This window comes from Corynebacterium kroppenstedtii DSM 44385 (assembly GCF_000023145.1).
Lineage (GTDB): Bacteria > Actinomycetota > Actinomycetes > Mycobacteriales > Mycobacteriaceae > Corynebacterium > Corynebacterium kroppenstedtii.
The window spans coordinates 2,156,265-2,173,781 of record NC_012704.1; the positions used below are offsets into that span (position 1 = coordinate 2,156,265).

A 17,517-nucleotide genomic window follows, 5' to 3' on the forward strand; every position below is an offset into this window, starting at 1 on the left:
TAGTTTGGTGGCCCACTCACCGGAACCAGTCGATCGTGGCGATCCGATGGTGGCGGGCCTGCGTGTAATTCTTGGTCTGGCTACGCCGGAGAGGTGATTACCAGCGGTAGTGCGCGAATGCGCGGTTGGCTTCAGCCATCTTGTGAGTGTCTTCACGACGCTTCACGGATGCGCCGAGGCCGTTGGATGCGTCCAGGATCTCTGCGGCGAGACGCTCGGTCATGGTGTTTTCGCGACGCTGGCGGGTGAACATGACCAGCCAACGCAGTGCCAGGGTGGTTGCACGGCCAGGGCGAACCTCGACCGGGACCTGGTAGGTTGCGCCACCAACGCGGCGTGAACGCACTTCGAGGGTGGGTTTGACGTTGTCAAGAGCCTTCTTCAGGGTGAGAACCGGGTCGGTGCCGGTCTTCTCACGGCAGGATTCGAGAGCTCCGTAGACGATGCGCTCGGCGGTGGACTTCTTGCCATCGACGAGGACCTTGTTGATCAGCTGCGAGACGATGGTATCGCCGTATACCGGGTCTTTCGGAAGCTGACGTGCGGGTGCTGGACCTTTACGTGGCATGAATTACTTCTCCTTCTTCGCGCCGTAGCGAGAACGTGCCTGCTTACGATCCTTAACTCCCTGGGTGTCGAGGGAGCCGCGGATGATGCGGTAGCGGACACCTGGGAGGTCCTTCACACGGCCACCGCGAACAAGCACCATGGAGTGCTCCTGCAGGTTGTGGCCCTCACCGGGGATGTAAGCGGAAACCTCAATACCAGAGGTCAGACGAACACGCGCAACCTTACGGAGGGCGGAGTTCGGCTTCTTCGGGGTCGTGGTGTAGACACGGGTGCACACACCGCGGCGCTGCGGTGATCCCTTGAGGGCCGCGGTCTTCACCTTGGCCTTCTTGTCCTTGCGGCCCTTGCGGACCAGCTGCTGAATAGTAGGCATGTACCGACTTTCTATGTTTCTTTGACGCGTTTGCGGTTCATTCCCGGGGTATTGTTTTCCGATCCTGGCGGAGCCGATCCGGATAGATCTGCCCTCAGATGATCCACGCGAAGTGTGATGGAAATTACAACAAAACCGGGTTTTTCACTCGCTCACTGGCATAGTGCCCGTGCAGGCGGGGTGCTTACTTGCCGCTCGCACCTGCCTTTGCAAGCTCATTCCGTGGTGCTAAAAACTTCTTTCCGACGTTGCGCTAGGCAACTTTTCGGAAGAGATTTTTAACGCCGTGACCAGCGGTTTTTGAGCGTACGTGAACGAGTCAGCCGCTCTCGCTGGCCTACGGTGGACGTTTGTCCCGCCCGCACGTGGCGGACACAGCGCTCCAGTTTAAGCGATAACCTGGATTTTTCCCAAACTTGTGGTGGGAAACCGGTGGGATTTGGGACTGAGTGGCGGGCGTTCGCTAGCCAGGCGCCCGTCGGGCGTCGGCTATTTGGTGGCCGGATGTTCGAGGAACGCGATTAGCCCCAATCCGGTTCCCGCGTGGCCACTCCGTCAAACACGGAAGAAGAAACCGTCTTACCGTTCTGCACAACATTCAAGGTGGATCCGTCGATGTTGATCACGGTTCCACCGCTCTTCATCGAGTACGACCTCCCATCGGAGCCGCGGCTCGTCACATCTCGCTCGAGCGCGCCGCCGTGGTACCAACCGCGGTAGTAGAACCCGTCGGTGTCCCCTACCTGGCAGATGACAACCTTGTCGCCGTCCTCATTAATGCCCGCGTACACCCATTCGTCGTCGGCATTACAGGTTGCAGCGCTGTTATCCGTAAATCCTTGGCGGCCCAACCCTGGGATGTCAGTGCCCGTGTGGTTGCTCGACGTTGTCGTCGTGGTTGTCCGCTCGGTGGTGGTGTCTTCCGTGGTGGTCTCGGTGTCCTCGGGCTCCGTGGTCGTTTCCTCTGTGGGCTCGTTGCTCGGTTCTTCCGGGATTGCCGACGATTCACTGCTCGGAGCGCCACCGTCGTTACTGAGCTTTTCCCACGGCTTCCACATCAGGGCTCCAATCAGCGCGGCGACCACGACAAAGATAAGGATGATAGGAAGCAGGACCTTCCAGATCGACGAGCCCGACTGGTCAGACTCCCCCTGCGATCCGACGGCACTGGAGCCACCCGACTGGCCCTGCCCGTACTGAGCATTTTGGGCGTATTGAGGTTGTTGGTTTTGCTGTCCGTACCGGGGCTGCTGGTTGTACTGCCCCTGTCCGTATTGCCCTTGCTGGCCATATTGACCCGGCTGACCGTTCCAACCGCCCGGGGCGCCTCCATTCCACTGCTGGCCACCCCCGTTGTTCCACCCGGTATTACCGGCGTTGTTCCAGCCGTTTCCCTCACCGTTGCCGGCGTTGTTCCATTGCTGGGAATTACCCCACGGGTCCCCCGACCGAGGAGAGACACTCCCGTCGGGGTTCCGGACTTCACTCCACGCTTGGACTGGCTGCCATTCGCGGGTTTCGAAATCTTCTTCCGACGAGTGACTCCCGGCGGATTGAGCGTCGGACGTTCCTGCCGACGAATCATTGCCTTCCGTGGCTCGGGCACCTTCACCAGCAGCGTCGTTGCCTTGGCTGCCGTCGTGTTGGTTTTCGTTGGCGGTGCCGTCGTCGGCACTTTGATTATGGTTCTGGCGATTTGTGTCGTCGGCCGAATCATCACGCGTAGTGTCGTCCGAGCCGTCACTGCCCCCGCTGCCGTCAGAGCGGTCGTTGCTTGAATGCCTCCAGGAGTTGTCGTCGGGAGTCATGGTGAGCCTTACCTGTTAGGTTGATCGCATTCCGGGTAATTACTCTAATCGACCCTTGCGTACCTCACAGACTCACCGGACCCTTGTTCGATTGCGTTTTACGCGCGACGGCTAATGGCGCATGCGCGCTCCGGTCGATGGAGCGTTCGCGTTCCGATTGATGGAGCATTCGTGTTCCGGGCAACGCGTCGTTTTCGTCGGCACGCTTCGTCGGAAAATTGCCTCCCGAACACTCCGGTTTTAACGAACAGGCACGCCGTTGGCATCGCTTGCGAAACGTGCCGAACCAGCGAGGATCATGATGAATTCGACCAAAACCCAAATGGAGAGGGCGGCGTCGGTAAAGAAACCGACAACAACGAACATCAAAGGAACGCTAATCAACAGGATTGCGAGCTGGGCGCAGGCGACCCCGATATACCCGAGGTAGAAGTTGTGCGCTCCGAAGCCGCCCAGGAAAAACGCGAGCACGGCGGCGACTACTTTGCTCTTCTGCCGACCCTGCGGAACCGAGCCCATGCCGTTGCCGAACTGCGGCGCACCCTGATTCCACTGGTTGGGCTGCGCATACTGACCCTCGGGACTGCCATACTGGCCGCCACCAAATGCCGAATCGACCTGTCCGCTTTCATAGGTGGCCGGCATTCCGCCCTCCCCAGAACCGGGCGCACCGAAACCGGTGGACGATCCCGAGTAAGGGTCGCTGGATCCCTGATATGGGCTGCTCGGGTTGTTGGGGTAAGTCATGACGATTCCTTCGGGGTCTTCGGGACGGTTTTAGTTCGGTGGCCGAGTGCGGTGTCCGTTGCGGATCGTTGTTACGTGAACCGTTCTTGTGCGGACCGGTGTTGTGCGGCTCGTTCTTGGACGGATCGTTTGTCGTTGTTGACGTTCTTATTAGGCTTGTCGACGCTCGCTCTCAGCCTCTATTTGATGTGTTCCGCTGAAGCCCGAAATGTTCCCTGATACGAAGAATTCTCGACGGGGGGGGTGGTGTGTGCGGTGATACGTGGCCATCGAGCCCGCCCATCAATCGCCCTGTCGATCAGCTCCGTGTTTGCTGGTTCGCTTGGTCGTGTTTGAGCTGGTCAGCGAGTTCGTCGGCCGAGGAATATGAACTTTGAGCGCCCTGCTTGGTCGCGGCGCGAGATGCAACGAACGTCGCTAAACCGGCGGAATCGAGCAGATTTCGTCCGGAGGCTATCGATGCGGCGACCGTCCCCATAAAGCAATCCCCGCACCCGGTTGAATCGACTGCATCGACTGGATATCCCTGCACATACACGCCATTAGTAGTGAGGGCGGTGGGGTTGACCCGATCGCTTCGGTCCGCGTCACTCGTCGGATTAACGTCACCGCTTTCAGCTGAATCCTCCGACTCCACGACAAAACAGCCCTCCGGGCCGAGCGTCACGATCAAGCCTCTGAGGCCCATCGCGGCGACTAGCCGCGTCGCCGTCGTGAACAGGCCATTTTCATCCGCACCATCTTCTTTAGCCATGCTGCTTGCGGAGTCGCGAACAGTAGGAGCGTCCTCGGGCTTTGCGCCGACATGTTCGTCGATCTTGGATCCGGCTACGTTAGCCAATCCCCCTCGTCCCTGCGTCGGCAATTGGGCGAATCCATACCGCTCCCCCAAGGCACGCAGCTCAACCTCGTTCACAACCACGATATCGACCCCGATCAACCGCCCCGGGTTAACGTCGATAATTGGAGAATAATTCAAAATAATCTGCGGTGAGCGGCGAGTTCCCCGAGCTTCGCCACCATTATTCCGGTGGTTACGGGGCTGGTTGTTTTGGTCGACGTTCGCGCTTGTTTCAGTATTTGCGTCGGAAGCAGAGCGAGCCACATCGATCGCGGTCGCAACCATACTCGCGGGAGATTCAAAGCCGACCGCGACAACATCCGCAGACTGCAGAACATCCGCAGCCGCCTGCATGTCCGCCCGCGACACACTCCGATTCGCGCCTGCCGAGTACACGATCGTGTTCTCACCAGCCGCATTCACCGTGATCAGCGCGGTCCCGGTGGGCAGATCGCGGGCCACAACCTTCGACGTATCGACCCCCGCATCCTCTAAACTTCGCTGGACGAAGCTCCCGTAAGCATCGTGGCCAACCGCGCCCACCATCGCGACATTCGCGCCACTTTTCGACGCCGCGACCGCCTGATTCGAGGACTTACCGCCGGGCACATACGTCAGGTCAGCGGCTGGGACTGTTTCCCCGGGAGCCGGGAATTCCTCGACACGCGCAGTCAGATCGACGTTGAGCGAGCCGACGACAGTGACTTTTCCCGGCGAAGAGACGACGGACGTGAGGGTTTCTTTGACTTTCGTGAGGTCTAGATTGCTTTTCATAGGTTATTTAGAGATCTGGTGAGGTTAGGTGGGTGGTTGCGTATGAGCGCGGAGCTTACCCGGTACGAGCTGCGAGGCTTACCGCGCATGATGGGCGTGGTCTCTCATGTACGACCGGTATAAATAGCATACGAAACGAACCTTTCCCCCTTTGACGCATTCAATGCACTCAGAAATAGGCCTTCGCTCTCTCCGACGGAAAACTGCGGGGGAATATCGGGTGCCCAACTGAAAAGTGTGGGGTATAAGGGCGAAAAATGGCCGAAAATTGGCCATATACCCCCGCAGTTTTCCTGGAGCCCGGGCAAAGTGAGATATACCAGCGCAGTTTTCGGTGGCAATGTCGACTTGGGCCCGCGCTTCTCCGCGGGCACACGCGTTCGCACTACACAACTCGAATGAGAACCTAAACGCCCTTCCCCACACACCTCTCTCAGCCACGAAAACCTAACAAGAGATGCCAAAATCCAATTAAAATAGAAAATTCCCGGGTGCGAGATAACTCGCACCCGGGAATTTGCCGATAAATCATTTTTGAGAGGCAGCACGCCGGCAGCACGCTGGCCGGCTAACCGGCCCGCCAGCAACGAACCACCCCTCAAAGGCTCACCTAGCTAATGTCGCCGAAGCCTCCATCAAACCCCTGGTCATCCAGACGAACGGCCGCGCCGGTGAATTCGCCGTACGCACCGTCTTCGCCGTAGAAGCCGTCGCCGTAGCTGGTGTTCATGGAGAACGCCTGCGCACGGGCCTCCTCGGTCGGCTCAACCGAGATGTTCCGGTAGCGGGAGATGCCCGTACCAGCCGGAATGAGCTTACCGATGATGACGTTCTCCTTCAGACCGATGAGCTTATCGGACCGCTTGTTGATCGCCGCATCGGTCAGGACACGCGTGGTCTCCTGGAACGACGCCGCCGACAACCAGGATTCCGTGGCCAACGACGCCTTGGTGATACCCATGATCTCCTGACGGAAGGCGGCACCCTCGCCACCATTCGTCGCGACGGCCTTGTTAATAGCTCGCGCTTCGTTCCGATCAATCAGGCTACCCGGCAACAATTCGGTGGATCCCGAATCGACGACAGTCAGGCGTCGCAGCATCTGCCGGACAATGATCTCGATGTGCTTGTCGTGAATCGCCACGCCCTGGTCACGGTAGACCTTCTGCACCTGCTCAATGAGGTGCTTCTGCACACCCGTCACGCCTTCAACGCGAAGCACTTCGTGCGGATCGGGAGCGCCACGTAGCAGTGGCTGGCCTGTGACAACATGGTCGCCGGTACGCAGCTGGTGTTCGAATCCGCCGGGTTCCTGCGTCACTGCCAGACCCTGGCGCTTCGACAGCTTCTCGTACACGACCTCGTCCTCGCCGTTGTCAGGCGTGATGGTCAGCGTGTAGAAGTTGCCGTCGTCTTCGAGCTTGATCGTGCCCTCAGTGGACGCGATCGGCGCCTGGTTCTTCGGCACGCGGGCCTCGAAGAGCTCCTGCACACGGGGCAAACCACCGGTGATATCGCCACCGACACCACCTTGGTGGAACGTACGCATAGTCAGCTGCGTACCAGGCTCACCAATGGACTGTGCGGCGACGATACCGACGGCTTCTCCGATGTCCACCTTCTGGCCGGTGGCCATGGACCGTCCATAGCAGGTCGCACACACGCCGGTGGCGGTTTCACACATCATGACCGTCCGGACAGTAGCGGTCCGTACACCCTCGGCAACCATCTTCTTGGCTTCGGCATCGCCGACGAAGGCGCCACGCTCGTAAATAACGTCGCCATTGTCGTTGACAGCATCCTTGGCCAGGTAACGGCCGATCAGCGCGGTCTCCAAGAACTCAGCGCGGGTGAATTCTCCCGTTTCGTTGCCCTCAGCGTCCAACACCGGCTTCGCGACGTCGACCTCAAGACCCTTCCGAGTCCCACAGTCGTCTTCGCGCACGATAACGTCCTGAGCAACGTCGACAAGACGACGCGTGAGGTAACCGGAGTCTGCGGTACGCAGAGCGGTGTCGGCCAGGCCCTTACGCGAACCGTGCGAGTTGTTGAAGTACTCCAACACCGACAAGCCCTCACGGAAGGACGTCTTGATCGGGCGGGTGATGTAGTCACCACGCGAGTTCGTGACCATGCCCTTCATGCCAGCCAGCGTCCAGATCTGGCGCATGTTACCGGCAGCACCGGACTTCACGATCATCGGGATCGGGTTGTCGTCGGGGTAGATCTTCTCGACGGACTCACCAACGAAGTCGGTGCATTCCTTCCACAGGTCAACGAGGGAGCGGTAGCGCTCTTCGTTGTTGATCTTGCCTCGAGCGAGCTTCTTTTCGATGGTCGCAGCCTGCTTCTCGTACCGCTGCAGGATTTCTTCCTTGTTGGGAAGAACGAGCACGTCGTCCATGGAGATGGTGACGCAGGACCGGGTTGCCCAGTAGAAACCGGCGTCCTTCATCTTGTCGACGGTCTGCGCGACGGTGATCATCGGGTACCGCGCGGCGAGGTCGTTGATGATGACGGCCTGTGCCTTCTTCGCCATGACACCGTTGACGAACGGGTAGTTCCACGGCAGCAGTTCGTTGAACATGATGCGGCCGAGAGTGGTGTGGGCGGTCCACTTCTGGCCACGCTGCCATCCGTCGGGGAACAGTTCTGCCTCGATGTCCTCCGGCGGGCGGAGGTGGCTGATGCGAACCTCGATCGGTGCCTGGAGGCCAAGCACTCCGCGGTCGCGCGCCATGAGGGCCTCGGCGAAGGACGAGTAGGTGCCACGCTTCGGGCCGTTCTCGTCGGCTTCGTGGTAGGCGCCCTCGCCACCGAGCTGATCCTCGCTCTTTTCCAGGGTGAGGAAGTAAAGGCCGGTCACCATGTCCAGACGCGGCATGGCCAGTGGTTTACCGGATGCCGGGGACAGAATGTTGTTGGAGGCGAGCATCAGCACGCGGGCCTCAGCCTGAGCCTCCGCGGACAGCGGCAGGTGGACAGCCATCTGGTCACCGTCGAAGTCAGCGTTGAAGGCCTCACATGCCAAGGGGTGCAGCTGGATAGCTTTGCCCTCGACGAGGACCGGCTCGAACGCCTGAATACCCAGGCGGTGCAGCGTCGGCGCACGGTTGAGCATGACGGGGTGTTCCGCGATGGCTTCTTCGAGGACGTCCCACACTTCGGGACGCTGCCGCTCAACCATCCGCTTCGCAGAGCGAATGTTCTGCGCATAGGACTTCTCCACCAGGCGCTTCATGACGAATGGCTTGAACAGCTCCAACGCCATGAGCTTCGGCAGACCGCACTGGTGCAGTTTCAACTGCGGGCCGACGATAATCACCGAACGGCCGGAGTAGTCGACACGCTTACCCAGCAAGTTCTGACGGAAGCGGCCCTGCTTACCTTTCAGCAGGTCAGAGAGCGACTTCAGCGGACGGTTGCCGGGGCCCGTGACCGGGCGTCCACGACGGCCGTTGTCGAAGAGCGCGTCGACGGATTCCTGAAGCATGCGCTTCTCATTGTTCACGATGATCTCGGGCGCGCCGAGGTCGATCATGCGCTTCAGGCGGTTGTTACGGTTGATGACGCGACGGTACAGGTCGTTGAGGTCCGACGTCGCGAACCGGCCACCGTCGAGCTGAACCATCGGGCGAAGCTCGGGCGGGATCACCGGGATGGCGTCCAGGACCATCGCTGCCGGGTCATTCCCGGAGCGCAGGAAAGCGGCGACAACACGCAGGCGCTTGAGCGCGCGGACCTGCTTTTGTCCCTTGCCGTCGCGGATAACCTCGCTGAGTTTCTCCGCTTCTGCTTCGAGGTCGAAGTTCTTGATCAGCGTCTGGATGGCTTCTGCACCCATGCCGCCGGTGAAGTAGTCCTCGTAGCGGTCGACAAGCTCGGAGTAGATGGTTTCGTCGACGATCATCTGCTTGGGGGCAAGCTTGATGAACGTGTTCCAAATCTCGTCGAGCCGGTCGATTTCACGCTCGGCACGCTCACGGATGTGGCGCATCTCGCGCTCGGCGGCGTTCTGAACCTTGCGCTTGGCGTCGGCTTTCGCACCGTTGGACTCGAGCTCTTTGAGGTCTTCTTCCAGCTTCTGCTGGCGCTCCGCGAGTTCTTCGTCGCGGTCGGCCTCGACCTCTTTCTTCTCCATGAAGATGTCGGCTTCGAGGGTTTCTTGGTCCGTGTGACGGGCCTCCTCGTCCACCGAGGTGATGATGTTCGCGGCGAAGTAGATGATCTTTTCCAGATCTTTCGGCGCGAGGTCCAGCAGGTACCCCAGGCGTGAGGGGACGCCTTTGAAGTACCAGATGTGGGTGACGGGCGCGGCCAGCTCGATGTGGCCCATGCGCTCACGGCGGACCTTGGACTTGGTCACTTCCACGCCACAGCGTTCACAGACGATGCCCTTGTAGCGGACACGCTTGTATTTACCGCAGGCGCATTCCCAGTCGCGGGTTGGCCCGAAGATGCGTTCGCAGAACAGGCCGTCCTTCTCGGGTTTTAGGGTGCGGTAGTTGATGGTCTCGGGCTTCTTGACCTCGCCGTGTGACCAGCGACGGATGTCATCGGCCGTGGCGAGACCGATGCGGAGCTCGTCGAAAAGATTGACGTCGAGCACGTAACGTCCTTTCCCCTCGTTCACGAGGGTTGTTCGGATGATTACTGGTTACTAGTTGGGAGGTCTCTACACCGCGTCAGCGTCGAAGCGCTCGTCGCGGGAGAGGTTAATACCCAAGGATGCGTTGGCTTGGTCGAGGTCGTCATCGTCGGCACCCAGATCAACCGGGGTTCCGTCGGCGGAGAGGACCTCAACGTTAAGGCACAGAGACTGCAGCTCTTTGAGCAACACCTTGAAGGACTCCGGAATTCCCGGGTCGGGGATGTTGTCGCCCTTCACGATGGCTTCGTACACCTTGACACGGCCGACGACGTCGTCGGATTTGATGGTCAGGAGTTCCTGCAGCGTGTAGGCGGCCCCGTAGGCCTGCATGGCCCACACTTCCATCTCACCGAAGCGCTGGCCACCGAACTGTGCTTTACCACCGAGCGGCTGCTGGGTGATCATGGAGTACGGGCCGGTGGAGCGCGCGTGGATCTTCTCGTCGACCAGGTGGTGCAGCTTCAGCATGTACATGTAGCCCACGGAGATCGGCTGCTGGAAGGGCTCGCCCGTCCGGCCGTCGATCAGGGTGGATTTGCCGAATTCGTTAACCATTTGGTCGCCGTCGCGGTTGGGCCGCGAGGAGCGCATCAGTCCGGACAGCTCTTCGTTGGTCGTGCCGTCGAACACCGGGGTGGCAACGCGGGAATCGGCGGGGACGTCGTAGAGGTCCTCCGGCAACGTTTCCAGCATGGCCTTGATCGCGGGGTCCTGGGACTCGGGGTCAACCTTCCACCCGGATTTCGCGAGCATACCAAGGTGAAGTTCCAGCACCTGGCCGATGTTCATACGACGCGGCACACCGTGCGTGTTCAGAATGACGTCAACCGGCGTTCCGTCGGGCAGGAACGGCATGTCCTCGGCAGGCAAGATCTTGCCGACGACACCCTTGTTGCCGTGGCGGCCGGAGAGCTTATCGCCGTCCTGGATCTTGCGCTTCTGTGCGACGTACACGCGGACCATCTGGTTGACACCGGGTGCGAGGTCGTCGTCGTCTTCGCGGGAGAACACGCGAACGCCGATGACCTTGCCTGTTTCACCGTGCGGAACCTTCATGGAGGTGTCGCGAACTTCGCGGGCCTTCTCGCCGAAGATGGCGCGGAGGAGCCGCTCTTCCGGCGTCAACTCGGTTTCACCCTTCGGGGTGACCTTACCGACGAGGATATCGCCGTCGCGAACGTCGGCACCGATGCGGACGATACCGCGTTCATCAAGGTCAGCGAGGATATCTTCGGATGCGTTCGGGATATCGCGGGTGATTTCCTCTGGCCCCAGCTTGGTGTCGCGGGCGTCGATCTCGTGTTCCTCAATGTGAATTGAGGTGAGGACATCTTCCTCGACAATCCGCTGGTTGAGGATGATGGCGTCCTCGTAGTTGTGGCCTTCCCATGGCATGAATGCCACGAGGAGGTTACGGCCGAGAGCCATCTCACCGTTCTCGGTGCCGGGACCGTCGGCGAGGGCTTGTCCCTCTTCGATGCGGTCGCCAGCCTCAACGAGGGGCTTCTGGTTGTAGCAAGTCCCCTGGTTGGTGCGCTCAAACTTGCGCAGCAGGAAGGTGTCGCGCTGGCCGTCATCGCCAAGGGTGGTGATGAAGTCTGCACACACCGTTTCGACGACACCCGAGCGGCGAGCGATCACAACGTCGCCGGCGTCGTGGGCGGCGCGCAGTTCCATACCAGTGCCGACGAAGGGCGCTTCGTTGCGCAGCAGCGGCACAGCCTGGCGCTGCATGTTCGCACCCATTAGGGCACGGTTGGCGTCGTCATGCTCCAGGAACGGAATCATGGCGGTAGCCACGGACACCATCTGGCGCGGGGACACATCCATGTAGTCCACTTCACTTGCGGGGACGACCTCAACGTTTCCGCCTTTCATGCGGACCTCGACGGTGTCCTCAACGAAGCGACCTTCGGAGTCCATCTTCGTGTTTGCCTGCGCGACGATGTGCCGGTCTTCCTCATCAGCGGTGAGGTAGTCAACAACGTCGGTAGCCTGCCCATTTTCGACGCGACGGTACGGCGTCTCGATGAACCCGAACGGGTTAACACGTGCGTAGGACGCGAGGGAGCCGATCAAGCCAATGTTCGGACCCTCAGGCGTCTCGATCGGGCACATGCGGCCGTAGTGCGAGGCGTGGACGTCACGAACATCCAGGCCGGCGCGCTCACGCGACAGACCGCCAGGTCCAAGGGCGGACAGGCGACGCTTGTGAGTCAGGCCAGACAGGGAGTTGTTTTGGTCCATGAACTGCGACAACTGCGACGTTCCGAAGAACTCGCGGATCGCGGCCGACACGGGACGCACGTTGATCAGCGAGGTCGGCGTGATGGATTCCGCGTCCTGCGTGGTCATGCGCTCACGCACAACACGCTCCATACGCGACAGGCCGACGCGAACCTGGTTCTGGACCAGTTCGCCGACGGTGCGGAGGCGTCGGTTACCAAAGTGGTCGATATCGTCCGTGGCGATCATCAGCTCGGTGCCGTCGGGCGATTCCATCGTCCGCTCACCGGCGTGCAGACGCACCAAGTACTCAATGGTGGTCAGGATGTCTTCTTCAGTCAGCGTGTGCTCACCCGTGGTGGAGCCGCCACCCAATCCGAGCTTACGGTTCACCTTGTAGCGACCAACCTTCGCCAGGTCATAGCGCTTCGGGTTGAAGAAGCTGTTGTCCAGCAAAGCCTGAGCGGAGTCGCGCGTGGGTGATTCACCCGGGCGCTGCTTGCGGTAGATCTCCAGGAGAGCTTCGTCGGTATTAGCGACGCCATCGTGCTCAAGGGTGGACATCATGAGTTCGGAGAAACCGAAACGATCCGTGATGTCCTGCGTCGACAAGCCCAAAGCCTTCAACAGCACAGTGACGGGCTGACGACGCTTACGGTCGATGCGGACGCCGACGGTGTCGCGCTTATCGATGTCGAACTCCAACCATGCACCGCGGGAAGGGATGACCTTGACGGAGTGCAGAGGGCGCTCGGTCGACTTGTCGATGGACTCGTCGAAGTACACGCCAGGAGAGCGAACCAACTGGGACACGATGACACGCTCGGTACCGTTGATGATGAACGTGCCTTTGTCCGTCATCATTGGGAAATCGCCAATGAAGACGGTCTGGCTTTTAATTTCGCCAGACATGGCGTTGGTGAATTCCGCCGTCACATAGAGCGGGGCGGAGTAGTTAATGTCCTTATCCTTGGCTTCATCGATCGTGTTCTTGACGTCGTCGAAGCGGGGCTCGGATAGGGTGAGGGACATGTTGCCGGAGTAGTCCTCAATGGGAGACAACTCCTCTAGGATATCCTCCAGGCCGCTGGTAATACGCGCGCCTTCTTCGGACTCAGCCTGCTTCTTAGCGCGCCATTCGGGTGCGCCAATAAGCCACGCGAACGAGTCGCGCTGCAGATCGAGGAGGCCAGGGACCTCGATCGGCTCTTTAATCTTCGCGAACGAGTAGCGTTTCGTCGCGCCGGGGATTCCGGACGTTAAACTGGTCTGGCGGGAGACTGCCAAGATGGGTCCTTCCAGCACCTCACGCGGGGTGACCGTGCTCGCTGTGGTTTGCCTGCGTGAAAAGAGTGAGTGTCTTCTTCCAAAAAGCGGATCATCCGTGGTTGGATATCACTAAAGGACCTTGTCAAATCCTGTTTTTGAAGGAATTGGTACAAGGCCTAAAAAGAAATCTGTGCACGGGGATCAAGCGCAACGGACTATCTTATACTAGTTATGGCACCATGTCTAATGGTTTTTATCACTCTGTGGTGGGGGCGCGGAACTTAGCGTGCAGCTCCGCGGTGGGGCGCGGTGGAACGTCGCGCGAACGGACGGGGCGCCTACACCACTACCCTAGCGCCAATACCCTAGTACATATGACAAAACAGGGGCCTACCATGGTGGGAAGCCCCTGTTTGCGGTATTTACGCTGCACACCGTTCCCGCACCGTATGGGCCGGAATCGGGTGCGCTGCGCGTTGCGCTGAGTTAATCGCGCATATCCCTGTCTTACTTGAGGGAAACCTTTGCGCCAGCCTCTTCGAGCTTGGTCTTGGCAGCCTCGGCGTCATCCTTGGAGGCACCTTCGAGGATAGCCTTCGGAGCGGACTCAACGAGGTCCTTAGCTTCCTTCAGACCCAGGCCGGAGACGACCTCGCGGACGACCTTAATAACGCCGATCTTCTTGGCGCCAGCGTCCTCGAGCACGACGTCGAACTCGTCCTTCTCTTCCTCAGCAGCAGCCTCGCCACCGGCAGCGCCTGCAGCAGCAACAGCAACCGGAGCAGCAGCGGTGACGTCGAAGGTCTCTTCGAAGAGGTTCTTGAACTCGGTGAGCTCAACGAGGGTCATTTCCTTGAAAGCTTCGATGAGCTCTTCGTTGGTGTACTTAGCCATGATATGGCTTCCTTTCTACGCGTCTTCGTGTGGGAGGTTCCGTACCCGCCTGTCGGCGGCGAACCGACAGTGTTTACTTCTTCTCCTCGAGGGCCGCGGCCAGGCGTGCCATCTCGGAATGCGGTGCGCCCAGCAAGGACGCAACGTTTGCCAGAACGCCGTTGAATCCACCGGCGATCTTGGACAGTGTGGTCTCGCGGTTGTCCATGTCCGCGAGCTGCTGGATCTGCTCGGCCGTCAGAGCCGAACCATCCATTGTTCCGCCTTTAACCACGAAAGCGTCGTGGTCTGCGCCGAACTTCTTCATTGCCTTCGCGGCATCGACCGCTTCGCCATTGATGAATGCAATAGCGGTGGGGCCGTTAAGAAGTTCTTCGTCAAGACCTTCGACGCCAGCTTCGCGTGCGGCGAGCTTGATCATGGTGTTCTTGGCGACGGAGTATTCAACCTCAGCGCCAAGTTCCTTTCGCAGCTCTGTCATCTCAGTAACGGACAGACCACGGTATTCCGTCAGGATTGCACTGCTTGCGTTCTGGAAACGCGCAGTGAGCTCCTTGACAGCTGCAGTGTTCTTCGGGTTGGCCATGTACTCTCGCCTCCTTCCTTCGGTAAGTTTCACCGTCGGGGAGACCCAATGAGTAACGCCCCGCACAGGAGGCGGGGCGCGCAATTCCTTCATCACTCGCTATATCGTGTCCGGGTTCCGACGTTCGCGTCGGCTACACCCTGAACTTCGCACTTCCCGGTTGAAGCCTTGTATCCGGTTAGAGCCTGGAGTGTGGTGATGAATACTTTGCGTTCGCGTTGTCTCCTGCGTGGGCCGTCACTCGGATGAGCAACACTTCGCTCAGATTTCCCTGAGGACCGACGGTCTGTGGTGAAACGTGAACTATCCTAAAGTTCCTCGGTGGAGACTACACACCGAGTCCACATTTTCAAAATCGACGACGTTTGGGGGCGACGCAGTTCCGACATTTGGGTCGACGCTCGAACGTCGCAGCCTCATCGTCGGCAATTAGGCCCGCCGTCGGCTTGCCATCAACCCGCAATGCTTCGGTTTGCAAAAAGAAGGATTGTCATACATCTGCGTCTATAGTAGAAAAGCATAATCGGCACAATTTTCCGCGCACGTTTTACCTGCGCAAGATCGGTAGGCATTCCTCGTGCGCGACTGTGCCTACAACACATGACCATACGCGATGCATGTGACCCCGCGTGATGCACATTTGAAGTTTTACCGCCTCATTGAAGGAGTTATCAATGATCGTTCTTCCCCCACCCGCTGATATGTCCAACGTTGACATCGTCGAATCGCACGTTCACAGCGGTTCCAGCACCAGCGAAGCTGCGCTGAAGCAGTGGATCGAGGGTGGCGACTACGTCAAGCCGACGTTCGAGACCCGCGACAACGTGCAGTTCCAGCTCCCCCACGGGGAAACAGCGAGTGCGGGCGACACGGTCGCGAAAGCCACCGACGGCACCTTCTTTGTGAAGCCGCAGCCGAAGGACTTCACCCAGAACCTGATTGACCAGGTCAGCCAGGGGCTGTAAGACTCGGCGAGCAAACGAATTCGGGATCACTGTTAATATCCGACGGTGATCCCGTCGTTTCATGGTTGCGTGATTTCGCGGGCCGAATTTCCGGGCTCGTCGCATTCTCCAACCCCACGAAACAAACGTCGGCACTAAACCCCGATACCCCCGAATACGCAATTCCCATACATATCCCCTCTTCGTACAGGACAATAATTCTTGTAAAAATAGTCCTCGTACGACCCTTGTACACGACAACCAACCGGCAATGAAGGAGCGGTCAGCTTCACTGTGAGTGGCCAAGACAACACCAAATCGCATTCCGCTGGCACCGGCCGCAGCTATAGGAGCAGCAATACGGGGCTCTTCGGTTCTGAGGCCCGTTCGGCAACTGATGTGGCCATGCAGTCGATTGTCGCCTACATCCGGGACAACCACCTTAAAGTCGGCGACCCACTGCCCAGCGAGCTCACGATTGTGGAATCGCTCAAGCTGTCGCGATCGTCGGTCAGGGAAGCGATCCGGACCCTCGTGAGCCTGGATATCCTCGAGGTCCGACGCGGCTTCGGCACATTCGTCGCCGATATGTCTCTGGAGCCCCTGGTCAATGGCCTTACTCTGCGCATTACTCTCGACGACGACCATGCGCGGTCGCGGCTGATCGATGTGGTAGACACGCGACAGGCGTTGGATTTGCAGATCTCGCGCGACGTCATTGAGCATCGCGACGACATCGACGGCGTATTCCTGGGGCGCCTTATTAACCAAATGAAGTCCGCGGTCATGCGGAACGAGCCGTTCATGGAATCTGACTCCATGTTTCACGATCACATTCTGTCCGTGACCAGCAATGGGCTTATCCAGGAGCTATCCAAAGCACTATGGCGGGTGCATATGGTGGCGGTGCCGAAACTACATCTGACCACGAAAGATAACCTGGAACAGACCGTGGACGCGCACCAAAAGATTGTCGACGCCATTGTTGCCGGAGACGAGGACGCCTACCGGCAAGCCGTCGTCGACCATTACGAACCGCTCCGCGAAGCGCTTGGGGTTAAGTAGGTAGCGGCACGCGCTTTCGACGAACTACTTCCTGATTTCGCTGCGGTAGAACCCCGTGAGCCACCGGGGATCGGTGATAGCGGATCCGATAATGACGGCGTTGGCTCCACGCTGGAGCGCATCCTTCACCGCGTCGGGGGAATGATAATGGCCTTCCGCGATCAGCAGCGGCTCCTCCCCCACCTCGTTCCGAACAGTGGAAATGAAGTCCAGGTCAGGGCCATCCAGGTGCTCCGTCGCCGGGGTGTATCCCGACAACGTTGAGGACACGATGTCCGCTCCCGCTTCGTACGCTGCTATCCCGTTGGCCGCGGTGTCACAATCCGCCATGAACAGCGCGCCGGACTCGTGGGCGGCCTTCACCAGGTCTTTGGTTGAGGACCCGTCGGGACGAGGTCGCTCGGTGGCGTCGGCGCAAACCACCGCGGCACCGGCGTCGGCAACAGCCTTAACTGACGCGACCGTCGGCGTGATGTACACGCCGGAGTCACCTTCCTTCGTTAGGCCGAAAATGGGGACATCGACGGCGTCGCCAATGGACGTGATGTCGGCGATTCCTCCATAGCCGCCGCAGCGAATTGCTGGGGTTCCGGCGGCGACGCAGGCCTTCGCGCTCAGCGTTAACGCGTGAGTGTCGCGGAGTGGATGACCATCGGGGGCTTGGGTGGACACGATGATGTCGCCCGCAATAATCGAGCGCAGCTCCTGGCGTTGTTCAGCGGGGGTTGAGGCGGAAAATGAGAAGGGCATTGAGATCTCCTTTGTTCGG

At 59.5% G+C, this 17,517-nt stretch carries 12 protein-coding genes; 2 read left to right on the plus strand and 10 right to left on the minus strand.

The genetic code is table 11. The annotated features are described in order from the left end of the window. Positions 1–97: 97 nt before the first annotated feature. The 9 genes from rpsG to rplJ form a co-directional block, all read right to left on the minus strand. Positions 98–568, minus strand: coding sequence for a 30S ribosomal protein S7 (gene rpsG, locus CKROP_RS09120; protein WP_012732457.1), 471 nt, complete (start codon positions 566–568; stop codon positions 98–100). A gap of 3 nt (positions 569–571) precedes the next feature. After that, positions 572–943, minus strand: a complete 372-nt coding sequence (gene rpsL, locus CKROP_RS09125) for a 30S ribosomal protein S12 (RefSeq protein ID WP_012732458.1) — start codon at positions 941–943, stop codon at positions 572–574. A 521-nt stretch (positions 944–1,464) separates the two neighbouring features. After that, a complete protein-coding gene (locus CKROP_RS10885; RefSeq protein ID WP_012732459.1) occupies positions 1,465–2,751 on the minus strand; it encodes a hypothetical protein in 1,287 nt (428 codons plus the stop codon). A 240-nt stretch (positions 2,752–2,991) separates the two neighbouring features. After that, the gene (locus CKROP_RS10890) at positions 2,992–3,498 is read right to left on the minus strand and encodes a TM2 domain-containing protein (RefSeq protein WP_012732460.1); all 507 of its coding nucleotides are present in this window, start codon (positions 3,496–3,498) and stop codon (positions 2,992–2,994) included. Between the two features lie 298 nt (positions 3,499–3,796). After that, positions 3,797–5,113 (minus strand): ribokinase, encoded by a 1,317-nt coding sequence (locus CKROP_RS10895; RefSeq protein WP_012732461.1) that lies wholly within the window; start codon positions 5,111–5,113, stop codon positions 3,797–3,799. Positions 5,114–5,723: 610 nt separating this feature from the next. Then, entirely contained in the window at positions 5,724–9,722 is a 3,999-nt protein-coding gene (locus CKROP_RS09145; protein ID WP_012732462.1) for a DNA-directed RNA polymerase subunit beta', read from the minus strand. 66 nt (positions 9,723–9,788) lie between these two features. Continuing rightward, entirely contained in the window at positions 9,789–13,295 is a 3,507-nt protein-coding gene (gene rpoB / locus CKROP_RS09150; RefSeq protein WP_012732463.1) for a DNA-directed RNA polymerase subunit beta, read from the minus strand. Positions 13,296–13,766: 471 nt separating this feature from the next. Beyond that, positions 13,767–14,153: a 50S ribosomal protein L7/L12 gene (gene rplL / locus CKROP_RS09155; RefSeq protein WP_012732464.1), complete on the minus strand. Its 387-nt coding sequence runs from the start codon at positions 14,151–14,153 to the stop codon at positions 13,767–13,769. 73 nt (positions 14,154–14,226) lie between these two features. After that, entirely contained in the window at positions 14,227–14,739 is a 513-nt protein-coding gene (gene rplJ, locus CKROP_RS09160) for a 50S ribosomal protein L10 (protein WP_041628920.1), read from the minus strand. A 674-nt stretch (positions 14,740–15,413) separates the two neighbouring features. Between rplJ and CKROP_RS10900 the strand changes: the two genes are divergently transcribed. Both CKROP_RS10900 and CKROP_RS09170 read left to right on the plus strand, forming a co-directional pair. After that, positions 15,414–15,704, plus strand: coding sequence for a hypothetical protein (locus CKROP_RS10900; RefSeq protein ID WP_012732467.1), 291 nt, complete (start codon positions 15,414–15,416; stop codon positions 15,702–15,704). Positions 15,705–15,977: 273 nt separating this feature from the next. Then, positions 15,978–16,748 (plus strand): FadR/GntR family transcriptional regulator, encoded by a 771-nt coding sequence (locus CKROP_RS09170; RefSeq protein WP_012732468.1) that lies wholly within the window; start codon positions 15,978–15,980, stop codon positions 16,746–16,748. Positions 16,749–16,772: 24 nt separating this feature from the next. Here CKROP_RS09170 and CKROP_RS09175 read toward each other — a convergent pair whose 3' ends face one another. Further along, complete coding sequence (locus CKROP_RS09175; RefSeq protein WP_012732469.1) at positions 16,773–17,498, minus strand: N-acetylmannosamine-6-phosphate 2-epimerase; 726 nt, start codon at positions 17,496–17,498, stop codon at positions 16,773–16,775. Between the last annotated feature and the right edge of the window lie 19 nt (positions 17,499–17,517).